Origin of the sequence: Actinoplanes sp. NPDC051859 (genome assembly GCF_044452725.1) — a bacterium.
Lineage (GTDB): Bacteria > Actinomycetota > Actinomycetes > Mycobacteriales > Micromonosporaceae > Actinoplanes.
The window spans coordinates 64,992-88,184 of sequence record NZ_JBITBX010000003.1; the positions used below are offsets into that span (position 1 = coordinate 64,992).

At 70.9% G+C, this 23,193-nt stretch carries 23 protein-coding genes; 15 read left to right on the forward strand and 8 right to left on the reverse strand.

The window, feature by feature from the left end:
* Nucleotides 1-22: 22 nt before the first annotated feature.
* Together ACIA1L_RS08125 and ACIA1L_RS08130 are read left to right on the forward strand one after the other, a co-directional pair.
* Nucleotides 23-235 carry a heavy-metal-associated domain-containing protein gene (locus tag ACIA1L_RS08125; protein ID WP_396071856.1) on the forward strand — a complete coding sequence of 71 codons (213 nt, stop codon included), beginning with the start codon at nt 23-25 and terminating at the stop codon, nt 233-235.
* Nucleotides 228-1,490: a hypothetical protein gene (locus ACIA1L_RS08130; protein ID WP_396071858.1), complete on the forward strand. Its 1,263-nt coding sequence runs from the start codon at nt 228-230 to the stop codon at nt 1,488-1,490. The genes ACIA1L_RS08125 and ACIA1L_RS08130 overlap by 8 nt, the downstream gene beginning before the upstream one ends.
* Here the strand turns inward: ACIA1L_RS08130 and ACIA1L_RS08135 are convergent.
* Nucleotides 1,474-2,613, reverse strand: coding sequence for a class I SAM-dependent methyltransferase (locus ACIA1L_RS08135; protein WP_396071859.1), 1,140 nt, complete (start codon nt 2,611-2,613; stop codon nt 1,474-1,476). The two genes, ACIA1L_RS08130 and ACIA1L_RS08135, sit on opposite strands and share 17 nt — an antisense overlap.
* 88 nt (nt 2,614-2,701) lie before the next feature.
* Here ACIA1L_RS08135 and ACIA1L_RS08140 point away from each other — a divergent pair, with 88 nt between their 5' ends.
* Complete coding sequence (locus tag ACIA1L_RS08140) at nt 2,702-3,361, forward strand: heme oxygenase (biliverdin-producing) (RefSeq protein WP_396071860.1); 660 nt, start codon at nt 2,702-2,704, stop codon at nt 3,359-3,361.
* Nucleotides 3,358-3,672: a DUF2470 domain-containing protein gene (locus ACIA1L_RS08145; RefSeq protein ID WP_396071861.1), complete on the forward strand. Its 315-nt coding sequence runs from the start codon at nt 3,358-3,360 to the stop codon at nt 3,670-3,672. The genes ACIA1L_RS08140 and ACIA1L_RS08145 overlap by 4 nt, the downstream gene beginning before the upstream one ends.
* 115 nt (nt 3,673-3,787) lie before the next feature.
* Here ACIA1L_RS08145 and ACIA1L_RS08150 read toward each other — a convergent pair whose 3' ends face one another.
* From ACIA1L_RS08150 to ACIA1L_RS08165, 4 genes are all read right to left on the reverse strand, one after another.
* Nucleotides 3,788-5,509, reverse strand: a complete 1,722-nt coding sequence (locus ACIA1L_RS08150) for a DEAD/DEAH box helicase (RefSeq protein ID WP_396071863.1) — start codon at nt 5,507-5,509, stop codon at nt 3,788-3,790.
* 506 nt (nt 5,510-6,015) lie between these two features.
* Complete coding sequence (locus ACIA1L_RS08155; protein WP_396071864.1) at nt 6,016-6,240, reverse strand: DUF3107 domain-containing protein; 225 nt, start codon at nt 6,238-6,240, stop codon at nt 6,016-6,018.
* 35 nt (nt 6,241-6,275) lie between these two features.
* On the reverse strand, nt 6,276-6,938 hold the full coding sequence (locus tag ACIA1L_RS08160; RefSeq protein ID WP_396071865.1) for a TetR/AcrR family transcriptional regulator: 663 nt from the start codon (nt 6,936-6,938) through the stop codon (nt 6,276-6,278).
* A gap of 1,095 nt (nt 6,939-8,033) precedes the next feature.
* The gene (locus ACIA1L_RS08165) at nt 8,034-8,396 is read right to left on the reverse strand and encodes a hypothetical protein (protein WP_396071866.1); all 363 of its coding nucleotides are present in this window, start codon (nt 8,394-8,396) and stop codon (nt 8,034-8,036) included.
* A gap of 1,332 nt (nt 8,397-9,728) precedes the next feature.
* On the opposite strand from ACIA1L_RS08165, the gene ACIA1L_RS08170 reads away from it, so the two are divergent.
* From ACIA1L_RS08170 to moeZ, 4 genes are all read left to right on the forward strand, one after another.
* Complete coding sequence (locus ACIA1L_RS08170) at nt 9,729-10,238, forward strand: hypothetical protein (RefSeq protein ID WP_396071867.1); 510 nt, start codon at nt 9,729-9,731, stop codon at nt 10,236-10,238.
* Nucleotides 10,238-11,221 carry an alpha/beta fold hydrolase gene (locus tag ACIA1L_RS08175; protein ID WP_396071869.1) on the forward strand — a complete coding sequence of 328 codons (984 nt, stop codon included), beginning with the start codon at nt 10,238-10,240 and terminating at the stop codon, nt 11,219-11,221. The genes ACIA1L_RS08170 and ACIA1L_RS08175 overlap by 1 nt, the downstream gene beginning before the upstream one ends.
* A gap of 33 nt (nt 11,222-11,254) precedes the next feature.
* Nucleotides 11,255-12,199 (forward strand): DUF3152 domain-containing protein, encoded by a 945-nt coding sequence (locus tag ACIA1L_RS08180; RefSeq protein ID WP_396071870.1) that lies wholly within the window; start codon nt 11,255-11,257, stop codon nt 12,197-12,199.
* A 102-nt stretch (nt 12,200-12,301) separates the two neighbouring features.
* Nucleotides 12,302-13,483 (forward strand): adenylyltransferase/sulfurtransferase MoeZ, encoded by a 1,182-nt coding sequence (gene moeZ / locus ACIA1L_RS08185; RefSeq protein ID WP_396071871.1) that lies wholly within the window; start codon nt 12,302-12,304, stop codon nt 13,481-13,483.
* A 151-nt stretch (nt 13,484-13,634) separates the two neighbouring features.
* Here moeZ and ACIA1L_RS08190 read toward each other — a convergent pair whose 3' ends face one another.
* Both ACIA1L_RS08190 and proB read right to left on the reverse strand, forming a co-directional pair.
* Nucleotides 13,635-14,951, reverse strand: a complete 1,317-nt coding sequence (locus ACIA1L_RS08190) for a glutamate-5-semialdehyde dehydrogenase (RefSeq protein WP_396071872.1) — start codon at nt 14,949-14,951, stop codon at nt 13,635-13,637.
* Nucleotides 14,908-16,020 (reverse strand): glutamate 5-kinase, encoded by a 1,113-nt coding sequence (gene proB / locus ACIA1L_RS08195; RefSeq protein WP_396071873.1) that lies wholly within the window; start codon nt 16,018-16,020, stop codon nt 14,908-14,910. The genes ACIA1L_RS08190 and proB overlap by 44 nt, the downstream gene beginning before the upstream one ends.
* A gap of 61 nt (nt 16,021-16,081) precedes the next feature.
* Here proB and ACIA1L_RS08200 point away from each other — a divergent pair, with 61 nt between their 5' ends.
* The 7 genes from ACIA1L_RS08200 (at nt 16,082) to ACIA1L_RS08230 (ending at nt 22,687) form a co-directional block, all read left to right on the forward strand.
* Complete coding sequence (locus ACIA1L_RS08200) at nt 16,082-16,399, forward strand: MGMT family protein (RefSeq protein ID WP_396071875.1); 318 nt, start codon at nt 16,082-16,084, stop codon at nt 16,397-16,399.
* A 20-nt stretch (nt 16,400-16,419) separates the two neighbouring features.
* Nucleotides 16,420-17,832, forward strand: coding sequence for a gamma-glutamyltransferase (locus ACIA1L_RS08205; protein WP_396071877.1), 1,413 nt, complete (start codon nt 16,420-16,422; stop codon nt 17,830-17,832).
* 26 nt (nt 17,833-17,858) lie between these two features.
* Nucleotides 17,859-18,446, forward strand: coding sequence for an NADH-quinone oxidoreductase subunit B (locus tag ACIA1L_RS08210; protein ID WP_396071878.1), 588 nt, complete (start codon nt 17,859-17,861; stop codon nt 18,444-18,446).
* A gap of 38 nt (nt 18,447-18,484) precedes the next feature.
* Complete coding sequence (locus tag ACIA1L_RS08215) at nt 18,485-19,789, forward strand: DUF2252 domain-containing protein (protein WP_396071879.1); 1,305 nt, start codon at nt 18,485-18,487, stop codon at nt 19,787-19,789.
* Between the two features lie 53 nt (nt 19,790-19,842).
* Nucleotides 19,843-20,526, forward strand: coding sequence for an NADH-quinone oxidoreductase subunit C (locus tag ACIA1L_RS08220; RefSeq protein ID WP_396071880.1), 684 nt, complete (start codon nt 19,843-19,845; stop codon nt 20,524-20,526).
* Complete coding sequence (locus ACIA1L_RS08225; RefSeq protein WP_396071881.1) at nt 20,526-21,485, forward strand: NADH-quinone oxidoreductase subunit H; 960 nt, start codon at nt 20,526-20,528, stop codon at nt 21,483-21,485. Before ACIA1L_RS08220 ends, ACIA1L_RS08225 begins: the two co-directional genes overlap by 1 nt.
* Before the next feature lie 107 nt (nt 21,486-21,592).
* Nucleotides 21,593-22,687 (forward strand): serine hydrolase domain-containing protein, encoded by a 1,095-nt coding sequence (locus ACIA1L_RS08230; protein WP_396071882.1) that lies wholly within the window; start codon nt 21,593-21,595, stop codon nt 22,685-22,687.
* A gap of 49 nt (nt 22,688-22,736) precedes the next feature.
* On the opposite strand, the gene ACIA1L_RS08235 is transcribed toward ACIA1L_RS08230, so the two are convergent.
* Nucleotides 22,737-23,159 carry a hypothetical protein gene (locus tag ACIA1L_RS08235; protein ID WP_396071883.1) on the reverse strand — a complete coding sequence of 141 codons (423 nt, stop codon included), beginning with the start codon at nt 23,157-23,159 and terminating at the stop codon, nt 22,737-22,739.
* Nucleotides 23,160-23,193: the final 34 nt, after the last annotated feature.

A 23,193-nucleotide genomic window follows, 5' to 3' on the forward strand; every position in this document is an offset into this window, starting at 1 on the left:
ACACTACGAAGGAGCGATCGCCATGGCCGTCACCGCCACCTACACCGTTAAAGGCATGACCTGCGGACACTGCGTCCAGGCCGTAACCGGTGAACTCTCCGGCCTTCCGGGGGTCACGGACGTCCAAGTCGACCTCACCGCCGCAGCCGTCACCATCACCAGTGCCGAGCCGCTGACCACCGAGGCGGTCCGCGCGGCCGTCGACGAGGCTGGCTACGAGCTCACCGATGCCTGACACCCCCGCCGAAAAACCGATGCCTGACACCCCCGGAAAGATGCCCGACACCCCCGAGAACGCCCCGCCCCCCGGCACCGCCAGCCCCGGCAGCGGCAACGCCAGCCCCGGCAGCGGCAACGCCAGCCCCGGCAGCGGCAACGCCAGCCCCGGCAGCGGCAACGCCAGCCCCGGCGGCGGCACCGCCAACGACAAGAACACAAGCAACGGTGGCGGCAAGGTCGAAGGCAACAACGCCAGCATCGAGGGCGGCAACGCTGCCCAAGCTCCCGTCGATAGCGGAGACCAGAGCGCCGGATTCAAGCTGGCCGCTTTCGGCGCCCTCGTCGTGGTGGTGCTCTTCGCCGGGTACGGCATCGGCCGCCTCAACAACTCCGTCGACCAAACCCGGGCCACCCCGCCCGCCACCCAGCAGCAGTCTGCCTCGCACGGCACCCACAACGCCGCCGCCGCTGCACCGGCCGCCCCGCATGACGATTCCGGCGCAGCCCCGCACCAGCACAACGCGGACGGAACCGTCACGCAGGTGGCCGGCTCGGGTGCCGCCACGCAAACAGTCGGCGGTTTGGCGCTGACGGCGAGTGGACTGACCTTGCAGCCGGCGTCGGTCCAGTTCACCGCCGGTCGCGCACAGCCGTTCACCTTCAAGGTCACGGGTGCGGGCGGAGCGCCGATCACCACGTACGCGGTCGTGCATGACAAGCCGTTGCACCTGGTCGTGGTTCGGCGGGATCTCACCGGGTTCCAGCACCTGCATCCCACGATGGCCGCGGACGGCACGTGGAGCATCGACCTCACCTTGGCCGCGCCGGGCAGCTATCGGGCCATCGCGGATTTCACTGCTGTCGTCGGTGGACAGCAGACACCGGCGACGCTGGGCATCGATCTGATGGTCGCCGGGGACTTCACGCCGGCGGAACTCCCCGCGCCGGTCGCTGAGGCGAGCACGGACGGTTTCTCCGTTCAGTACCGCGGCAAGCCCCAGATCGGCAGCACGCAGCCCATCCTGATGTCGGTGCGCGGTGCTGACGGCAAGCCGGCTGCCCTGGAGCCCTATTTGGGCGCTTTCGGGCACCTGGTGGTGCTGCGCGAGGGCGATGTGGGTTACGTCCACGTGCATCCGGAAGCCGGCCCGGTCGCCGGCGGCGTGAAGTTTTGGCTGGCTGCGCCGGGTCCGGGCCGCTACCGCATGTTCTTTGACTTCCAAGTAGCCGGCAAGGTCCACACCGTCGCCTTTTCTACAGTGGTGGAGTGAGCAGCTTTTCCAAGGCGGGCGTCACGCCCCAGGTGGCGGTCAGTGCCCGGTACTCGTCGCGCTGGGCTTCGGTCGGCGGCGTGCCGGTCCGGCGTGCCCGCAGCAGCAAATTGCGGGGCGTGTGCTGGGAGTCGACGAACTCGACCACCTCCACCTTGTAGCCCTGCAAACGCAGCAGAGCGGACCGCAGCGAGTCGGTGAGGACGTCCGCGAAGCGCTCCCGCAGGATGGCATGCCGGGTGATCTCCGCGTACGGGGAAGGAGCCGCATGCCCCTTCAGCTGCGCGGCGATGTCGTGGTGGCAGCAGGGCGCCGTGAGCACCCAGCGTGCGTTCCAGTGCACGGCCCGCGCCAGCGCCTGATCTGTGGCGGTGTCGCAGGCGTGCAGGGCGAGCACCAAGTCCGGCGCCGATGTCACGGTCGCGTCCGCGATGGTGCCCGCCACGAAGGACACCGCATCTGCGCAGCCCAATTGCTCGGCGACGGCGGAATTGCGTACCCGCTGATCCTCGCGGACGTCGACTCCCACCACCTGGACGGCCGTGCGTTCGCTGAGGTATCGGTAGGCCGCGAAGGTGAGGTAGGCATTGCCGCAGCCCAGGTCGACGACGCGCAGCGGCGATGGCAGCTCCTCAGGCAGCGTGGCGGCCAGGGCCCGCAGGAACGCGTCGACCTGGCGGCGTTTCGCCGCGTTGCCGCCGATCACGCCGAACAGTGGATCGCCCGGGTCGAGGAGCCACTGCTTGGCGCGGTCGTGCTGCTGCGGCACCGGGGCCGCCGTCGCGCCGGACCGGTGCACCTGGGCGTCGCCCTTCTTCGTGATGCGGACCTGCACGGTCGCTGTCTCGGTTTCGATGTGCCAGTTGCCGAACGGCTCGGCCAGGAGGGCATCGACCGCCGTCGCCGCCTCGCCCTCCGCGACATTTCTCGTGTACGGCCGGGAGCCGTCATCCGTGACGATCTGCAACCTGCGCCCGTCTTTGAGCGCGACCGGGCGCAGCTCCGCCCGCTGCACTGACGGGGTGGCGCCGCGCCGCTTGCCGGCCGCTACTGCGCGGGTCAGTGTGGGGCTGAGGACGAGCTCACGCACCTCGGCGAGGGCGGTGTCCAGGGGCAGAGGCATTTCCCCATTCTGCCCCGGGGCCACCGTCGATCTCCAAACCGGCCGGACTTTGTTAGGCTCCCCTAACCATCGGCATGGAGGTGCTGCGATGACGTTGGCCGAACCTGACGTTCAACGACTGTCCGTCCGGCTGCGCACCGGAACCCGTTCCGAGCACGACGACGCCCAGGGCAGCGGGTTCCTCGACCGTCTCGCCGCCGGCACCCTGCCGCGAGAGGCGTACGCGGATCTTGCCGCCCAGCACTGGTTCATCTACGAAACGCTGGAGCAGGCCGCTGCGGCGATGGCCGCCGACCCGGTCGCCGGCGCCTTCGTCCTTCCCGAGCTGACCCGGCTGCCCGCCCTCACCGCCGACCTTGCCGTGCTGGCGCCGGACGCAGCCCCGGGCAGCCCCCGCCTCGCGGCGCTGCCCGCGACGCAGGAGTACTGCGCCCGGCTGCGCGCAGTTGCCTTCGACCAGCCGTGGGCCTTCGTCGCCCACCACTACACGCGGTACCTCGGCGACCTCTCCGGCGGCCAGTTCCTCGGCCCGGCCATCGCCAAGGCGTACGGCCTGAACGGCGCCGGCCACCAGTTCTTCGTGTTCGAGGGCGTGTCGCCGCCGGCGTTCCGCAACCGCTACCGCGCACTGCTGGACGAGGCTGCGTTCTCGCCGGAGGACGCGCAGCTGTTGCTGGCCGAGGTGTCCGAGGCGTACCGGCTGAACATCGCCGTTCTGGCCGAGCTGAAGGAGCGCTGGTCCGCATGACCGACACCGACGCGGCCACCCCGTTCCCGCCGGATGTCGTGGCTCAGATCGCCGAGCACATGAACGGCGACCACGCCGACGACAACGTGCTCATCGTCCGGGGCCTGGGCGGCGCCGATGCGGCCAGCGCTGCTCGGATGTCCGGCATGGACGCCGACGGCATGGACTTCGAAGCCACCGTGCACGGCATCGCGGTCCCGGTCCGCATCCCGTTCCGCGAGCGCCTGACCGAACGCCGCCAGGTCCGCGGCGAAGCGGTCCGCATGTACCAGGAAGCCTGCGCCGCCCTCGGCGTCGAACCCCGCCACTGAGCTTCGGGCCCAGCGCACCCGGGTCGACTCACGGCATCGGACACGACAAAGGCGTCCCACCCCCTCAGGTGGGACGCCTTTCTCGTGTTGTCAGATCGGTTCGGCGTCTAACGGATCAGCTTTCCGCGCCGGTGCCGACACCGGCGTCGGAACCGCCGGTCATCTCCGAGCCGGACTCGCCACTGCGTCCGCTGCGGCGACGGCGGCGGCGAGGACGGCCACCCTCAGCGGGTTCGGCCGCGTCGCCATCCTCGGAGGCCCGGGGAGTTTTGGCAGCCTCGGTCGCCGGGGAAGCCACTGAAGGTGCGGCGTCGGCTGCTTCGGGCGTACCCGAAACGGGTTCTCCGGCCCGGCGACGGCGACGTTGCCGGCGCGGCCGGTCGGAGGTCTCCCCGTCCGCGGCCGGGGCAGCCGGTGACTCGGACGCATCGTCGCCGCTGCGACCGCGACCACGGCTGCGGCCGCGTTCCGGGCGGGACGACCGGGTGGACTCGCCGCGACCCCGCCGACGGGTGCCGCCCAGGTCCTCTTCGACCTCGGCCGACAGCCCGGCGCGGCTGCGTTCGGCGGTCGGCAGCGTGCCGGAGACATCCGTGGGAATGTCCAGGTCGTGGTAGAGGGCCTCCGACGTGTGGTACGTCTCGGGCGGCTGCGGCATGCTGAGCCCCATCGACTTGTCGATGAGCACCCAGCGCGGCATGTCCTCCCAGTCCACGAAGGTCACGGCGACGCCGGTCGCGCCGGCACGGCCGGTGCGGCCGATCCGGTGCGTGTAGGTGTCCGGGTCCTCCGGGCAGTCGTAGTTGATCACGTGCGTGACGCCGGAGACGTCCAGACCGCGGGCCGCGACGTCGGTCGCAACCAACACATCGATCTTTCCGGTACGGAACGCGCGCAGTGCCCGTTCGCGGGCGCCCTGACCGAGGTCACCGTGCACGGCCGCGACCGCAAAGCCGCGGAAGTCGAGGTCCTCGGCGACCCGGTCGGCCGCCCGCTTGGTCCGCGTGAAGATCATGGTGAGGCCGCGGTCCTTGGCCTGCAGGATGCGCGCCACCATCTCCAGCTTGTTCAGCGGGTGAGTGCGGTAGACGACCTGCTTGGTCAGCGGGGACGGACCGCTGTCCGCGGTGTGGCCGGCGTGGATGGTCACCGGGTGGCTCAGGAAGCGGCGGGACAGCGCGACGATCGGGTCCGGCATGGTGGCCGAGAACAGCATCGTCTGCCGCTGCTCCGGCAGCATGGCCAGGATCTTCTCGACGTCCTCGAGGAAGCCGAGGTCGAGCATCCGGTCGGCCTCGTCCAGCACCAGCGCCTTGATCGAGGCCAGCTTGAGCTGCTTCTGCTTCGCCAGGTCGAGCAGCCGACCCGGGGTGCCGACCAGGATCTCGACGCCCTTCTTGAGCTGCTCCACCTGCGGCTCGTACGCCACGCCGCCGTAGATCGGCAGCACCCGCACGCCGCGGGTGGCGCCGGCCGCGGCGAGGTCGCGGGCCACCTGCAGGCCCAGCTCGCGGGTGGGGACGACGATGAGGGCCTGCGGCTGACCATCGGCGCCCTCGGACGGTGCGGTCACCCGCTCCAGGATGGGCAGGCCGAAGCCGAGGGTCTTACCGGTGCCGGTCGGCGCCTGGCCGATCAGGTCGGTGCCGCGCAGCGCGATCGGAAGGGCGTACTCCTGGATCGCGAAGGCCCGGGTGATGCCGGCCGCGGCCAGCGCCTCCACCGTCTCGGCCCGGACGCCCAACTCGGCGAACGTCGGGCTGTCGGAACGGACGGGGGCGCGGGTCAGGGCCGGTACCAGGGCGGGTTCGGTGTCGCTGTTCGAGATGTCGGTCATGGAGTTCTACGGGTGCCTCTCGTGGTGCGCCCGTCGAAGTCCTGGGCGCGTCTGGGTAGGGCGCGGGCCACACGCGAGAAATGCTCGCGGGCCGCACGCGCGTCGCCGCGGCGAAATCGGCCGAGCCGAACCAGGCCGTGGTGGACCAGAACGGGTCGAACCCGGGCCGGCGGTATCCGGCTCGGACCGGCCGTGATCAATCCGGGCCGGAAAGCGTCCGGGCCGGGACCGGGCAGGCCGGTCGATCACCCTCGATCAGGCTGGATGGAGCTCGATCAGGCTGGCTCGATCAGGCTGGATGGAACAGGCCGGACGGGTCGATGTCGGCGGCGACGCTGGCAAGTCTACCTGACGGAGAGATTTCGCACCTCAGGCCGAAGGTGACGGCCTACGCAAAGCGGTCGTCCAGGCTGCGGAAATGCGTCAGGGGGCCTCGCGGCCCCCTGATCACGGCAGTACGGTGCGCTCGCCGGCGCGTATCTCCCGTGCCGGCGGGGCCGCGTTCGTCAGCGGGTGGTGAAGCCGAACGGGCGGGTGCTGCTCTCGGCGATCTCCACGTACGCGACCTTGGCGATCGGGATGATCACCTTGCGGCCCTTCTCATCGGTGAGGGACAGAACGCCGTCCTTCTCCATCGCCTCGGCGACAAGCTGCTCGACCTCGGCCGGCGTCTGCGCGCTCTCCAGTGTCAGCTCGCGTGGGGCGTACTGCACGCCGATCTTGACCTCCACGGGTCCCCTCCCTCTCAGCAGTCCTCCCGCAAAGGCTATCCGATTTCCGTAGTTGTTCCGGCCGATGACTCACCCTGCAACGGGAAGCTCGAAATGCCCCGCCATACCAGGGCCGTGACCAGGGCTTCCGCCTCGTCCTTGGCGGTCTGTCGGCCGTTGGCGAGCCAGAATTGGGCGGCTGCCCCGGCCGCGCCGACCAGGCCCGCGGCGAGCAATTCCGCGCTCGGCTGATTCAAGCCGGTGTCGGAGACCACCGTGTCGGTGATCGCGGCGATGCAGCCCTGCTCGACGCGCTCCACCCGTTCCCGCACCTGCGGGTCGTTGCGCAGGTCGGACTCGAAGACCAGGCGGAAGGCCTCGCTCTCGTGGTCCATGAAGTCGAAGTACGCGCGGACGGCGCCCTTGACCCGCTCCTTGTTGTCCGGCGTGGCGAGCTGTGCCCCGCGGACCTTGGCGATGATCGAGTCGCAGTGCGTGTCCAGCAGCGCCAAGTAAAGCTCGAGCTTGCCGGGGAAGTGCTGGTAGAGCACAGGCTTGGAGACGCCGGCCCGCTCGGCGATCTCGTCCATGGCGGCGGCGTGATAGCCCTGAGCCACGAAGACTTCCTGCGCGGCCGCGAGCAGTTGCTTACGGCGCGCAGAGCGGGGCAGCCGGGTGGGCCGTCCCGCCGTCTGTGCCCCGCCGGACGCAGCGGTCATGTCAAGAACCTCCGAGCTCTTTCCACCGCGCGTAGGAACGCGGATTGCCCGGTTCGTCGCCTGTCGCGTTCCGGGCGGGCAATTGTCGCGACGCTGCAACTTATCGCTACTGCCACCACACGGTAGCCTCAGCGGTGGGCAAGCGAGGAGCGCGTGGTGGACGAATCAGGGCATTCCGGTGACGCTGGTACCGCTGACGGCGGTTCCGGAGCCGAGTCACGCGACCGCACCCGCCTGAACGGCTGGGCCACGCGGGAGAGCCCGTGGTCCCCCACCGGCGCGGCACTCGACCCGGAAGCCGAGGTCCCCGCCTGGCGACGGCCCGGCGCGGACGCCCGCTTCGCCGCCCGACCCCTTCCGGCTGACCCTCCGCCGGGTGACATTCGCCCGTTCACCGCCGCGCCGCCCCCGCCGTCGTTCACCCCAGCACAGCCTTCGACGCGCCCGGCCCCCTATACCGCGCAGGCGTCGACCCCACCGACCTACTCCGCCCAGCCGTCATCGCCCTCGACCTTCCCGGCTCGCCCTGGCGCCGCCCCCACCCCATCGGCCTTTTCCGCACCGCCATCGACCACACCACCACCTCCGGCGTCGCCGGCGTTTCCGTCCGCTGCCCGCTCGTTGCCGCGAACCCCTGCTCAGCCGCCCTCGTTCGCGCAATCTCCTCCTGCTCAGCCGCCCTCGTCCGCCCAGGCCCCTCCTGCCCAGCCCAGCGGGGAGCTGCCGCGTTCCGTGGGGGAGCCGCCGCGGGGGGAAAACGCTGCGTCGCGCTGGTCCGACGGCCGGGGGCGCTATCCGGATCCGGCGTCACCGCTCGCCCCGAACGGTGTCGATCCCCGACAGAACCAGCCGCCCCGTGCCGCTGGTCCGCAGAGCCGTCCAGACCCGCTTGGCCCGCAGCGGCTCAACAGCCAGGAAGCGGCACTGCCCGCCAGCGCCCCGCCCTACCCGTACGAGGGGGATCTGGACGACGTGCGCCCGACCTTCCCCGCCCGGCACGCCCTCGACCCGACGGCACCCGGTAACGCCGAGGAATCTTCAGTGGCCCAGGCGCCGTACGATCCGGCCAGTTACCCACGCCGGCTGCCCTACCAGTCACCGCAACCGGCATACCCGGCTCGGCCGGCCGGCGACCCCGGCGGCGCGGGAACGGGAGCGCACTCCGCTCTGCCGCAGCGCGTCCCGGCCCAGCCGGACGTGCCCACCGTTCCGGAGCCGCCGTCCGTGGAAACCTCGGCCGAGACCCCCGCGCTGGCCCGCATCGCGACGCACCTGCGTCGAGGTGACGTCCTGACGTCGCAGGAACGCCAAGAGGGCTTCGACGTCAACGCCATCCTCGCCGCGGTCCGCGAAGTCGACGGCGTCCGCGACGCGGCCCTGCGCACCACCCCGGCCGGCGCACACAGCCTCCGCCTCGACCTGTCCGAAGGCGCCGACCCAGCCGAGGTCAGCCGCCACGTCGCCCGCCTCCTCCAGGAGCGCATGGGCCTCGACGCCGCGATGCAGGGCGCTTCCCCGCTCGTGCCCACCCAGACCCCGCCGCTGACGGCCCCCCGCTCTGCACCCCCAGCCTCCGCACCCCGGTCCGGCTTCCCGGCAGCCACCGCGCCGCCAGCCTCAACTCCTGGACCCGTGTCTTCCGCGCCGCGTTCCATGCCTCCGGCAGCCTCAGCTCCTCGATCTGCGCCCCCCGCGGGGCGTGGGCCCGGGACTGTGCCTCCAGCATCGTCGGTGCCCAGGTCTGCGCCACCATCTGGGCCTGGGCCAGGGTCCGTGCTTCCGGCCGGGTCCGGGCCGAGGTCTGCGCCTCTGCCGGTGCCCGGACCATCGTCTGCGCCTCCGGCGGCCTTTGCGCCACATTCGGCTGCGCCACATTCGGCGCAACCTGGTGGCATGGAGCAGCAGGCTGGCTCGGTGCCGATGTCCGCCGGTCCGGCCCTGCGCAGTGGGCCATCGTCGCCGGAAGCAGAGTCGGCCACGCCCACCGGTTCGCTCGCGGCCTCGCCTGTTGGGTTGTCGACGGGCATTCCTGCCGGGCCGTCGACGGTCTCCGCTGCCGGTTCGCCCGCGCCACCCTCGACTGGACCACGCTCTGCATCGCAGCCACCCACAACCGGACACCGGGCTGCCGACCCTCAGCGGGCCGACCCTCAGCAGGCCGACCCGCGGCCCGGCTCGCCCCTCAGTGAACCGCGGCTCAGTTCCGCGCCAACCGAACCGGGACCCGGCGCCGCTCCGAGAGACTTGCGCTCTCATCTGCCCACAGACGACCTGCGCGACGATGGCCCCCGTTCCGGGCTGCGGCCGTTCAATCCGCGTTCCGCGCCGCCACCATCCGGTATGCGCTCCGTAACGCAGCCTCCGGATCCACTATCCGACTCGTGGTCGGTGCCCCCGGGACTGGTCGACCCGCTGACCGAAGAAACCCCGGTAGGCCCCCCGACCCCAGCCGATTCGCCGGCGGATGCACGCCCAGCCATCCGCCCGCCTGACCCGCACGCTGCGCCGGCGGATGCACGCCCAGCCGCCCGCCCGCCTGACCCGCACGCTGTGCCGGCGGATGCACGTCTTGCTGACCCGCATGCCACGTCGACGGACGCACGCTTCGCTGACCCGCATGCCACGCCGGCGGATACGCGTTTCGGCGCCTGGCCGGCCGAGTCGTCGCCTGCCGGGCGGGACCCGGCACGAGGTCATGCCGAGCCGCCGAACAAGCCCGGACCGCCTGCGGCAGCGTCGGCAGGCAAGCCACCTCCTGCAGGCAAACCACCCGCCGCGGCCCTGCCGTTCGTGCCCGCCCAACCCAATCCCGCCGGCCGCCCGACCCCGCCAATGACCGAAGGCGAAGGCGTTGCCGCCGGGGCGCGCCCGCTGCTGGAGGCCGGCGACCGGCCCGGCCCGCGGGTGATGATCGAGCAGGTCGAGGTGGGCACGGTCGGGACCGAGGCCACCGTGCGGGTGTCGTTGACCATCGATGGTGCGGTCGCGGCGGGGGAGGCCACCGGGCCGGCGATCGACGCGTACGTGCTGCGGTTGTGTGCCATGGCGACGTCGCGTGCGGTGGATGAGCTGCTCGTGCACTCCGACCATGCTGATGGGCCGGCGAAGTGCTTCGTGGAGCATGCTGCGGTCGTACCGTTCGGGTCGATGCAGGTGGCCGTGGTGGTTGTCCTGTTGGCTACCGACGGCTGGGTGGAGCAGCTGGCCGGGTCTGCCGTGGTGACCGGGGATGACCGGCAGGCGATGGTGCGGGCCACGCTCGCGGCCGTGAACCGGCGGCTCGAGGCGTTGTTGTCCTGATGAAGGGCGCGGTTCTTGCGGCGGATGAGGTCCTGCCGCCGGACGGGGCGGTTCCGCCGCCGTGGCCGGCCCGCAAGGTCACGATCAACGGCACGATGCTGCACGTACGGGACACGCCCGCCACCGCCCCCGGCGCTGAACCAGCCGTCTACGTGCACGGACTGGGCGGCTCGTCGCAGAACTTCACCGACCTTGCGGCACTGCTCGCCGGATATCTGGACGCGCACGCCGTCGACCTGCCCGGCTTCGGCTACAGCGATCCGAGCCGGCGCTATTCGATTGCCGCGTTCGCCGACCGGCTGATCGGCTGCCTGGAGCACGCGGATCGGGGGCCGGTCCATCTGGTCGGCAATTCGCTGGGCGGGTCTATTTGCGTACGCGTCGCAGCCCTGCGCCCTGATCTGGTGCGGACGCTCACGCTGATCAGCCCGGCGATGCCCTTCCTGGATCCGCGGCGTACGGCGCAGGCGCCGGTGCTGCCGCTGCTCGCCTTGCCGCGCGCCGACCGGATCTTCGCGTGGGGGATGGCCCGGTTGACCGCGGAGGAGATGGCTGAGCAGGTGATGCTTGCCTGTTTCGGGGACACCGGGAAGGTGAACGAGCAGCGCCGGGCGGAGGCGATCGAGGAGATCAGGCTTCGGCATACGGTTGCGCACTATCCGCAGGCGTACCTGGGCACGTTGCGGGGGCTGGTGTCGAGCTTCCTGCGGGCTTATCTGCCGGGGGCGGGGTCGCAGTGGCGGTTGGCGGCCCGGATCACCGCGCCGACGCTGGTGATCGGTGGGCTGCGGGATGAGCTGGTGGATCCGCGGGTGCCGGCGCAGGTGGCGAAGGTGATTCCGGATAGTCGGCTGCTGATCCTGCCCGGGGTGGGCCATGTGCCGCAGATGGAAGTACCGCGGCTGGTGGCCCGGGCTATCGCGGGTTTGCTCGAGGAACGCGCTGCCGAGCGAGCCGAGGGCGCTGACGCCGAACGCCTGTGACGTGCCGCTGGCTCTGGCAGGCTGGACCGAGTCATGGCTAGGGCTGAGGAACCTGCCGGGCTGCCGGTGTTGCGGTCGGCGACGACGAGCACGGTGGCGACGCGGGCACCGCGTGCGGTAGCGAAGAGGACGACGACAACGATCGCCTCGCGCTCCGCGGCTGCGGCGTACGCGGCGGGCCATCATGACGTGGCGACTCGTCGGGTGCTGCGGGCTTCTCCGGCCGCGCGGTTGTTTCGGCGGCGGCGACGGGTGACTGCCCTGTTCCTGCTCATGCTTGCCGCGATCGTCTTCGCCGTGGGTCAGGCGCTGCGGGAGGAGGAGGGCGGGGCGGTGGTTGCGCCAGCGCCGGTGCCGCCGGTGAGTCCGTTGCGGGCTGCTGCGCCCGTACCCGGAAAGCCGGTGGAGCAGAGCGTGACAACCGACGGGTTCCTGGTGGTGGGCGGGCAGGGTCCCGTGCTGGGCAGCGGCGGCACGTTGCGGCGATTCCGGGTTGCGGTGGAGGAAAGTTTCGGTACGGCCCGAGGCGAGGACTTCGCCGGCGAGGTGGACCGGCTCCTCGGCGACCGGCGCAGCTGGATCGGCGGCGGGAAGCTCCGGATGCAGCGGGTGCCGGCGGGGGAGGCCGCGGAGTTCACGATCTATCTGGCGTCGGCGCAGCGGTCGGAGAAGATGTGCGCGAAGGGTGGGCTCGACACGGAGGGCTTCACGTCGTGCCGGTTGCCGGGGCGGGTGGTGATGAACCTGGACCGGTGGCGGGATGCCGTGCAGGGCTACGGTGCCGCGGTGGAGGTCTATCGGGCGTACGCGATCAATCATGAAGTGGGTCATCAGCTCGGCCACGGGCACGAGTCGTGTCCGGGTAAGGGCAGGCCGGCCCCGGTGATGATGCAGCAGACCTACGGCCTGGACGGCTGTGTGGCGAACCCATGGCCCTACCTCGACGGCAAGCGGTACGCGGGCAGCCCGGTCGACTGAGCACGTCCCGCGATCCGGGCCGGGTGTTGCACGTCATGTCCATGGTTGCCCGCATCGAGCAACAATGGTGGCCGCACCTTCCGTCAACCCGGGGAGTTCACCGTGTCACTGCCCCCGCTCGTCGCACCGGCCGCCGAGCTGTCCGTCGAGGAGATCCGCCGCTATTCCCGTCACCTGATCATCCCGGACGTGGGGATGGACGGGCAGAAGCGGCTCAAGAACGCCAAGGTGCTCGTGGTCGGGGCCGGTGGCCTGGGCTCGCCGGCGCTGCTCTATCTGGCCGCGGCCGGGGTGGGCACGCTCGGCATCGTCGACTTCGACACCGTGGACGAGTCCAACCTGCAGCGCCAGATCATTCACGGCGTGTCCGACGTCGACCGGCCCAAGGCCGAGTCCGCCGCGGCGAGCATCCGCGAGATCAATCCGCTGATCGACGTGGTCATCCACAACACCGCGTTGGACCGCGACAACGTCAAGGAGATCTTCTCCGCGTACGACCTGATCGTGGACGGCACCGACAACTTCGCCACGCGGTACATGGTCAACGATGCGGCGGTGTTGCTCGGCAAGCCGTACGTGTGGGGCTCGATCTACCGCTTCGACGGCCAGGCCTCGGTGTTCTGGGAGGAGCACGGCCCCTGCTACCGCTGCCTCTACCCGGAGCCGCCGCCGCCCGGCATGGTCCCGTCGTGCGCCGAGGGTGGCGTGCTGGGCGTGCTGTGCGCGTCGATCGGTTCCATCCAGGTCAACGAGGCCATCAAGCTGATCACCGGCATCGGTGAGCCGCTGGTCGGCCGGCTGATGGTCTACGACGCGCTGGAAATGGAATACCGCAAGATCAAGGTCCGCAAGGACCCGGCTTGCGCGCTTTGCGGCGAGAACCCGACGGTCACCGACCTGCTCGAGGACTACGAGGACTTCTGCGGCGCCGTCTCGACCGAGGCTCAGGAGGCCACGGTCGACGCGACGATCACCGCCCGCGAGCTGAAGGAGATGCAGGACTCGGGCAAGGACTTCTTCCTGGTCGACGTGCGGGAGCCCGCCGAGTACGAGATCGTCTCGATCCCCGGCGCGACGTTGATCCCCAAGGGCGAGATTCTGTCCGGCGAGGCGCTGTCCCGTTTCCCGCAGGACCGGCAGATCGTCCTGCACTGCAAGTCCGGGGTGCGTTCGGCGGAGGCCTTGGCGGCGGTCAAGGCGGCCGGGTTCAAGGACGCCGTGCACGTCCAGGGTGGCATCGTCTCCTGGGTCAACACGGTCGACCCGTCGCTGCCGTCCTACTGAGTTCTCCCGCGGCCGTCCGCTCGGTTTCCGCCAGCGGGCGGCCGCGGTGACGTCTCGACCGTGGTCGATGTCGAAGCCGTGATCGGGTACGTCGTAGCCCACGGTGACCCGGTCGAACGGAAGGTCGTCGTCCGGAGCAGCTGAGCGGCTGTCAGCGGGTGTGTCCGTTGCCGGTGACGATGTACTTGGTGGAGGTCAGTTCGGGTAGGCCCATCGGGCCACGGGCGTGCAGCTTCTGCGTACTGATGCCGATCTCGGCGCCGAAGCCGAATTCGCCGCCGTCGGTGAACCGGGTCGAGGCGTTGATCATCACGGCTGCCGCGTCGACCCGGTTGGCGAAGCGGCGGGCGGCCGTCGTGCTCTCGGTGACGATGGCTTCGGTGTGGCCGGTGCCGTGGCGGCGGATGTGGTCCAGGGCGTCGTCGAGCGAGTCGACGACCCCGACCGAGATGTCGGCCGAGAGGTATTCGCGGCCCCAGTCGTCTTCGGTGGCCGGGACCACGCCGTCGAAGCCGGCCACCCGGGGGTCGCCGTGAATGGTGACGCCCGCGTTGATCAGCTCCTCGACGACGAGCGGCAGGAACGTTTCGGACAGGGCCGAGTGGATCAGCAGCGACTCGGCCGTGTTGCAGGTCGACAGGCGCTGGGTCTTCGAGTTGATGACGATGCCGAGGGCTTTCTCCAGATCGGCGTCCTCGTCCACGTACACGTGGCAGTTGCCGACGCCGGTCTCGATGACCGGGACGGTGGATTCCTCGACCACGGTCTTGATGAGTGCGGCGCCGCCGCGCGGAATGAGCACGTCGACCAGGCCGCGGGCCTGCATCAGCTCCTTCACCGAGTCGCGGGTCGTCGCGTCGAGCAATTGCACCGCGTTGGCGGGCAGGCCCGCGTCGCCGACCGCCTTGCGCAGCACCGACACGATGGCGGCGTTCGAGCTCATCGCCGAGCCGGAGCCGCGCAGCAGGGCGGCGTTGCCCGACTTCAAACAGATGCCGGCCGCGTCCACGGTCACGTTCGGGCGGCCCTCGTAGACGATCCCGACCACGCCGAACGGCACCCGGACCTGGCGCAGCTCCAGCCCGTTCGCCAGCGTCGAGCCGCGGACGACGTCGCCGACCGGGTCCGGCAGAGCGGCGAGCTGGCGCAGACCGTCGGCCATCGCGGAGACCCGCTCCGCGGTGAGCGTCAGACGGTCGATCATCGCTTCGGACTGGCCGCCCGTCCGGGCGTTGTCCACGTCGACGGCGTTTGCGGTGACGATGTCGGCCGAGCGCTCGACGAGCCGGTCGGCCATCAGCAGCAGTGCGGCGTCCTTCTCCGCGCGGGTGGCGGCGGCAAGGTCGATCGCGGCGACCCGGGCTTCGGCGGCCTGCTGACGCACGGTCATGGTGGCTCCCAGTTCTACGGAAAGAGGACCAGTTCTACAGAAGGACCAGGTCGTCGCGGTGGACGACCTCTCGTTCATATCCCGGCCCGAGCGCCGCGGCCAGCTCCGGCGTGGACCGGCCGAGCAGCGCGGGCAGTTCGACCGCGTCGTAGTTCACCAGGCCGCGGGCGACCGGGTCGCCGGATCCGGCGTCGACCAGGTCGACCGGGTCGCCGGCAGAGAACGAGCCGTCGACGGAAGTGATGCCGGCGGGCAGCAGCGATTTGCGGCGGGTCACCACCGCGGCGACCGCGCCCGGATCCAGGTGCAGGCGGCCGCGCGGGGTGGTGGCGTGCGCCAGCCAGAACAGCCGGGCCGCGGGCCGGGTCTGCGCCGCGTGGAAGAACGTGCCGACGGTGTCGCCGTCCAGGGCCGCTCCGGCCTGCGGGGCCGCCGTCAACACGACCGGGATGCCGAAGCCGGTGGCTATGCGCGCAGCCTCGACCTTGGTGACCATGCCACCGGTGCCGACACCCGCCTTGCCCGCCGAGCCGGTCTCGACCCCGACCAGATCGGCGTCGCCCCGGACGACATCGATGCGGCGCGACGCCGGGTCGGCCGGGTCACCGGTGTAGAGGGCGTCCACGTCGGAGAGCAGGACCAGCAGGTCGGCCTGGACGAGCGCGGCGACCAGAGCGGCGAGCCGGTCGTTGTCACCGAAGCGGATCTCGTCGGTGGCGACCGTGTCATTCTCGTTCACGATCGGCAGCGCCCCGAGGTCGAGCAGCTTGCGTAACGTCCGGTACGCGTTGCGGTAGTGCGCCCGCCGGGTCACGTCGTCGACGGTGAGCAACACCTGCCCGACCGTACGGCCGTGCCGGGCGAGTCCGGCCGCGTATCGGGCGATCAGCAGGCCCTGGCCCACCGAGGCGGCAGCCTGCTGGGTCGCCAGGTCGCGGGGACGCCGGCGCAGGTTGAGCGGGGCCAACCCGGCGGCGATGGCGCCGCTGGAGACGAGCACCACTTCGCGGCCCTGGGCGGCATGCCGGCCGAGCACGTCGACCAGGGCGTCGACGCGTTGATCGTCGATGCCGCCGGCGGCCGTGGTCAGCGAGGAGGAACCCACCTTCACCACGACGCGGCGGGCACTGGTCACCTCTTCGCGCACCTGCACCATTCTGCTGGTCGCCGGCGGCGGCGCCCGGCCGGTATCCCATATCGTGGCGACGGTGACCCCGCAGGAGTACGTCGAAGAGGTGCTGCGGCTCGTGGAGAGCATCCCCGAGGGCCGCGTGATGTCGTACGGCGCGGTGGCTGACGCCCTCGCCGAGGTGTCCGGGCGCAACTCGGCCCGTCAGGTGGGCACGATCATGGCCCGACACGGCGGCGGAGTGCCGTGGCACCGGGTGGTCAACAGTGCCGGCCGGATGCCGCCGGGGCATGAGCAGGAGGCCCGGCAGCGGTTGCTGAGCGAGGGCGTACCCCTGAAGGGTGACCGGGTGGATATCGCCCGTGCCGGGTGGTTTCCGTCCGTCGACCACGGCTGAATCTCGCCTACGCTTCGCCGATGACGACATGGACGCACCGGGTCGCGCCCGGGGTCGCCGCCAGCCATCCGGCGACGGCCGAGGCGGGGCTGCGGATCCTGCGGGCCGGGGGTACGGCGGCCGATGCCGCGGTGGCTGCCGTGTTCGCCGCGTGCGCCAGCGAGACGGTCTACACCGGACTGGGCGGCGGAGGCTTCGCGACGTACTTCGACGCCGCCTCCGGCGAGGTGACCTGCCTGGACTTCTTCACCGCCGTGCCCGGCACGGACGGCGACCTGCTGCCGGGGCCGATGGTGGCGGTCGACGTGTTCTTCGGCGGGGTCCCGCAGGTCTACTCGATCAGCGGCGCGAGTGTCGCGGTTCCCGGCGTGCCGGCCGGCTGCGGCGAAGTGCACCGGCGGTGGGGTCGGCTGGCGTGGGACGAGCTGGTGGCGCCCGCGTACGAGGTGGCGGTGGCGGGCGTGACGATGCCGGAGGCGCATGCGCGGACGCTGGCGGCCTGTGCTCCGGCCCTGGCATATGGCGACGGCGCCGCGATCTACGCACCCGGTGGGCGCCTGCTGGGTGGCGGCGACCGACTGTTCCACCCCGGGCTGTCGACGGCCTTCGAGAAGCTGGCCGTGGAGGGTCCGGACCTGTTCTACACCGGCGCGTACGCGGCCCTGATGGTCGACACCGTGCGGGCGGCCGGCGGCGCGTTGGGGCCACAGGATCTCGCCGACTACCGGGTGCTGGAGACGCCGGTCGACCACGCGGCGCTGGGACCGTACCGGGTGCGGGCCCGGCACGACTTGAACCGTACGGTGGACACGATCGCAGCCCTGCCCGCCGCGTTGGCCGCGCTGCCCCGGCCGGAGCGGGCGGTGACCCTGGCCGCGGCACTGCGGGATCGGGGACGGCAGAAGATCGGCGACACCACCAACGTCTCGGTGGTGGACCAGGCGGGCAACGCCTGCGTGATCACGACGACGTTGGGGTTGGGCGCGGCGGTGTGGCTGCCCGAGCTGGGCATCAACCTCAACTCGATGCTGGGCGAGGGCGAGCTGATCACCGACGACCTGGCGCCCGGTCGGCGGATGTCGTCGAACATGTGCCCGCTCGTGGTCATCGACGAGACCGGGGCGCTGGCCGTGGCGGCCGGGTCGGCCGGGGCGTCCCGGATTCGCACCGCGCTGATCGACACGCTGATCGGCGTGCTGGTGGACGGTTTGGACATGCCTTCTGCGATCGCGCGGGGCCGTTTTCACGTGGTGGACGACACGGTGCACGCCGAGCCGGGCTGCCCGCGCGACGAGCTGGCGGCACTGGCCGAGGCGGGCTGGCGGATCCAGGAATGGCCGGAGATCGACCACTACTTCGGTGGCGTCACGGCGGTCGGCGTCGGCGGTGCGGCGGGCGACCCGCGGCGGGGCGGGGTCGGACTGCTGCTCTGACGCGGTCGGCAGGTAGGTTGAGCGACGTGGCCGGTCTGCCAGGAGTGCTCGGGGAGCCCATCAAGTTCGTGCTGAACTGGGGGCGCCGCTACTCGCTGTGGGTCTTCAACTTCGGCCTGGCCTGCTGCGCGATCGAGTTCATCGCGACCAGCATGAGCCGGCACGACTTCATGCGGATGGGCGTGATCCCGTTCGCGCACGGCCCGCGCCAGGCCGACCTGATGGTGGTCTCCGGCACGGTCACCGACAAGATGGCCCCGGCGATCAAGCGGCTCTACGACCAGATGCCCGAGCCGAAGTACGTCATCTCGTTCGGCTCCTGCTCCAACTGCGGCGGGCCGTACTGGGACTCGTACTCGGTGACCAAGGGCGTCGACCAGCTCATCCCGGTCGACGTCTACGTGCCGGGCTGCCCGCCCCGGCCGGAGGCACTGCTGCACGGCATCCTGCGCCTGCAGGAGAAGATCGCCGCCGAGCAGTCCGGCCTGGGTGGTGTGTCCCGGCCCGATCCTTTGCGTACGGGCGACGCCCTCGTACCCGGCCCGCCGGAGGTTGCTGCCCAGGCCCGGGATGCCGCGTCGCTCACCGCCGCGGTGGTCCGACCGCCCGCCTGACTGACAGGCCCGGCCCGCGCGGTCTACGCTGCGGAGTCATGGGTGATCAACCGCGGTCAGACTTCATCATCGACGTGCTGACCAGGGAATTCGGCACGTTGATGGCGATCGACCCGGGGGCGTTTCGGCGCAAGTTCCGCAAGATGGCGGCTACGCCGTTCGCCTTCTACCGCGGCAGTGCCTCCCTCTTCTACGCCGACATGACCGGCGGTTACGCCGACGACCGCTACCTGGACGAGCAGACCAGCCGGGTGTGGATCCACGGTGACCTGCACGCCGAGAACTTCGGCACCTACATGAACTCCTCGGGCCAGCTCGTCTTCAACGTCAACGACTTCGACGAGGCCTACGTCGGGCCGTTCATCTGGGACCTCAAGCGGTTCTGCGCCAGCGTGGCCCTGATCGGCTACAGCAAGGCGCTCTCCGACGACGACATCACCGCACTGGTCACCACGTTCGCCCAGGCCTACCTGACCGAGCTGCGGGCCATCGCCGTCGGCGGCGACGACGCGATCGGGTCGATCACCCTCGACAACGCCACCGGCGTGCTGCGCCGGGTGCTGCAGGACGCCCGCCTCAACACCCGGGTGGATCTGCTCGCCGGGCAGACCACGATCGACGACTACGAACGCCGGTTCTCGGTCGGCGACGGCGTCTACGAGGTGGACGAGAAGACGGCCGCCACGGTGACCGAGGCGTTCCACCACTACCTCGGCACGCTGCCGTCGCACGGGGACGGCATCTCGACCACCATCAAGGACATCAAGCTGCGCAAGGGCGTCGGCATCGGCTCGGCCGGCCTCCCGTCCTACAACATGCTGCTGGAGGGCCACACCCAGGCGCTGGAGAACGACGTCATCATCTACATGAAGCAGGCACAGGTTCCGGCCGTGGCGCGCTGGATCGACGACGAGCGGGTCCGCGGCTACTTCCGCCACCAGGGACACCGGACCGCCGAGTCGCAGCGCGCGCTGCAGGCGCACGCCGACCCGTGGCTGGGCTACACCGAGCTGGCCGGCGTGGGGCAGCTGGTTGCCGAAGTGTCGCCGTACGCGAACGATCTGGACTGGTCCGACGTCAACGAGCCCGACCAGCTGACCGGCGTGCTGGCCGACCTGGGCCGCGCGGTGGCCCGGATGCACTCGGTGGCCGACGACGAGTCCAGCCACGATCTCGTCGACTTCTCCACCGAAGAAGCCATCGTGGCCGCCGTCGACCGCGACGAGGCCGGGTTCGTGCAGGTCCTGGTCGAGTTCGCCCACAAGTACGGCGACCAGGCCCGCGAAGACCACCAGGACTTCGTCGACCTGTTCCGCAACGACCGCCTGCCCGGCCTCGCCTGAGCCCGGCCTGTCTCGCCGCCTCGGCATACCGGGCCGGATCATAGGATGGCGGCATGACCCCCGAAGAGGTCGGCGAGCGGCTCGTCGCACTGCTGACCGCCGCCGATGCCGATACCCCCGTGGATCCCGAGACGCTCACCGCGAGTGTCTCCGGTGGGGGACCGGGCCACGAGCGTGCGGTCGTCGACGTCCCGGCGGCCCTGTGGTGGTCGGCCATCGCCGCGGTTCGCGATCCCGGCGCGCTCGGCTGTGACTTCTTCGACTGGCTGTCGGCGGTGGACGAGCTGGACGAGGGCTTCGCCGTCGTCGCGCATCTCTGGTCGACCCGGCGCAGACACGGCGTACTCATCCGGGCGAAGGTGCCCAAGGACGAGCCGGTGGTGGAATCGGTGGTGGACCTCTTCCCGGGCGCTGCCTGGCACGAGCGGGAGACCCACGAGATGTTCGGGATCGGCTTCACCCGGCATCCCGACCTGCGCCCACTGCTGCTGCCGCCGGAGTTCGAGGGGCACCCGCTCCGCAAGGAGTTCGTGCTCGCCTCCCGGGTCGCGAAGGCCTGGCCGGGCGCCAAGGAGCCGGGGGAGTCCGAAGCCGGGACGGCCAAGCGCGCCCCGATGCGTCCACCGGGCGTGCCCGACCCGAACGAGTGGGGCCCGATGAAGGGCAAGATCCCGCCGCCCGAACCGCCGGCCCGCCGGGCCCGTCCCGCCGCCGCTCCCCCGCGGGAGGAGAGCTGATGCCGCTCTGGCTCGACCTGGCCGTACGGGTCGTCGCGGTCACCGCCGCCTTCCTCGTCCTGCCGCTCGTCGTCGGCCAGGCCGAGCACAAGGTCATGGCACACATGCAGGGCCGCCTCGGCCCGATGTACGCGGGCGCCTTCCACGGCTGGGCGCAACTGGTCGCGGACGGCGTCAAGTTCGTGCAGAAGGAGGACATCACGCCGCGAGATGCCGACCGGCGGGTGTTCCAGCTGGCGCCGATCGTGGCGCTGTTCCCGTACCTGATCGTGTTGTTGGCTATTCCGCTCGGGCCCGGCGGACTGGTGGCCCAGCAGCTCGACGTGGGTTTGTTCTTCGTGCTGGCCGTGCTGGGCGTCGGCGTGGTGGCGGTGCTGATGTCGGCGTGGGCGTCGGCCAACAAGTACAGCCTGCTCGGCGGTCTGCGCGGCGCCGCGCAGTTGCTGGGTTACGAGCTGCCGCTGGTGTTGTCCGCGGCCAGCGTGGCGATGGCCGCGGGGACGCTGAGCCTGCCCGGCATCGTCGAGGCGTGGTCGCCGTGGTGGTTGCTGTGGCAGGCCCCGGCCGCGTTCGTCTTCTTCGTTTCCGGGCTGGCCGAGATCAGGCGGCCCCCGTTCGACATGCCGATCGCCGACTCGGAGCTGGTCTTCGGCTACATGACCGAATACACCGGCCTGCGCTTCGCGTTCTTCCTGCTCGCCGAGTACGTCGGCATCGTGGTGATCGCCGGGCTGACCACTGTGCTCTTCCTCGGCGGCTGGCACGGTCCCGCCGCGGAGCACCTCGGCTGGCTGTGGACGCTGCTCAAGGTGTTCGCGGTGTCCTTCGTGATCATCTGGCTGCGGGTGACGTTTCCCCGGCTGCGCGAGGACCAGCTGCAACGGCTGTGCTGGCTCGTGCTGGTGCCGGTCGCCCTGGGCCAGCTCGTGCTCACGGCAGCGGTCAAGGTGGCGCTCTGAGGTAGGGATAGCCCCCCTCTCATCGGCCGGTCAGCACCATCGATTCGTCCGCTGTGTCCCGCGAGACTTCAGAGGTCCCGATCTTCCGCGACCTCAGGAGTCCCCACATGTTGCGTCACGCCGCCGTAGCCGCCGTCACCACCTGCGCCGTCCTGGTGTCCGCCGTCGCACCCGCCGGTGCCACCACCCGGGACCCGGTGCGCGACGAGCTGCGCCGGGTCGTCGCCGAGCACGGTTTCCCCGGCGCGCTCGCCTCCATCGAGGGCCGAAACCTCACGGCCGGCGTCGCCGAGGTGGGCACGCAGCGGCGGGTCCCCACCGACGGTCAAGTGCGGATCGGCAGCAACACCAAGACGTTCGTCGCCGTCGTCGTCCTCCAGCTCGTGGCGGAAGACAAGGTCCGCCTGGACGAGCCGGTGGAGACCTACCTGCCGGGCCTGCTGCGCGGTGAAGGCATCGACGGACGGCAGATCACCGTACGGCAGTTGCTGCAGCACACCAGCGGCCTGACCGATTACGTCAAACATCTGCCCTTTGCGGACCCCGGCCTGCGCACTCGCTACTTCGAGCCGCGTGACCTGATCGACCTGGCTCTGGCGCACCCGGCCGACTTCCCGCCCGGTGCCAAGTGGGCGTACAGCAACACGAACTACGTGGCCCTGGGTCTGCTCGTGCAGAAGGTCACCGGCCGGCCGATCGCGGAGGAGATCACCCAGCGGGTCATCCGTAAGGCCGGGCTCCGGCACACCTATTTCCCGCCGGTTGGTGAGCAGGTCATCCGGGAGCGCCACCCGCACGGCTACACCGATCTCGGTGCGGGCCGCTTCGACGCCACCGACCTCGACCCGTCCTGGGGCTGGGCCGCGGGTCAAATGGTCGGCACGCCGTCCGACCTGCGGAAGTTCTTCACCGCCCTGCTCGACGGCAAGCTGCTGCCGCCGGCCCAGCTCGCCGAAATGCGCCGTACGGTCCCCGCCGAGGGTTCCTTCGACGACGCGGGCTACGGCCTCGGCCTGATCAGCTTCAAGCTCAGCTGCGGCAAGGTCGCCTGGGGTCACGGCGGTTCGATTCCCGGTTACGAGACCCGCGCGGCAGCGGTCGACGGTGGCCCGGCGGCAGCCGTTGCCGTCACCGCCCAGCCGAGCACCGAGGCCGGGAACCCCGCGATCTTCAAGGTTCTCGACACCGCCCTCTGTCAGTAAGGACCCGAGCCGGGCGCTCTCCGTGGGGGAGGGCGCCCGGTGCGGCCGCTCAGGTCAGCAGGGTGACCTTGTAGTTCAGCGTCGTGCCGCTGGCGGAGTAGGTAGCCGTCTGCCCGTTCGCGCAGTACGACACGAACACGTTGCCGAGGACGTCGTCACCGGCGGTGGCATGCGCGAGGGGCCGCACGTCGGTCCCCTCGGCGAAGCCTGTCGAGACGAGGTCGACCAGCCGCCACTCGTTGATGTGGTAGTCGTCGGTCGGCGCCGACAGCTGCCCGTCCCGGGTGGTGATCTGGAAGTTCAGCACGAAACCGCCGTTGTTGACGACGGCGATCTTCTGCACGCACGGGGAGGCCTGGGCGGCGGTGGGCGCCGCTGCGGCCGGTTGCGCCACGACGCCGAGCAGGCCGAGGCCGGCAGCAGCGAACGCGGCGGTCGCGGCCGCCCGGTTCCGGAGTGCGGTGCGAATCATCAGTTTCTCCTCCAATGTGGTGGAAGGCGTCTGT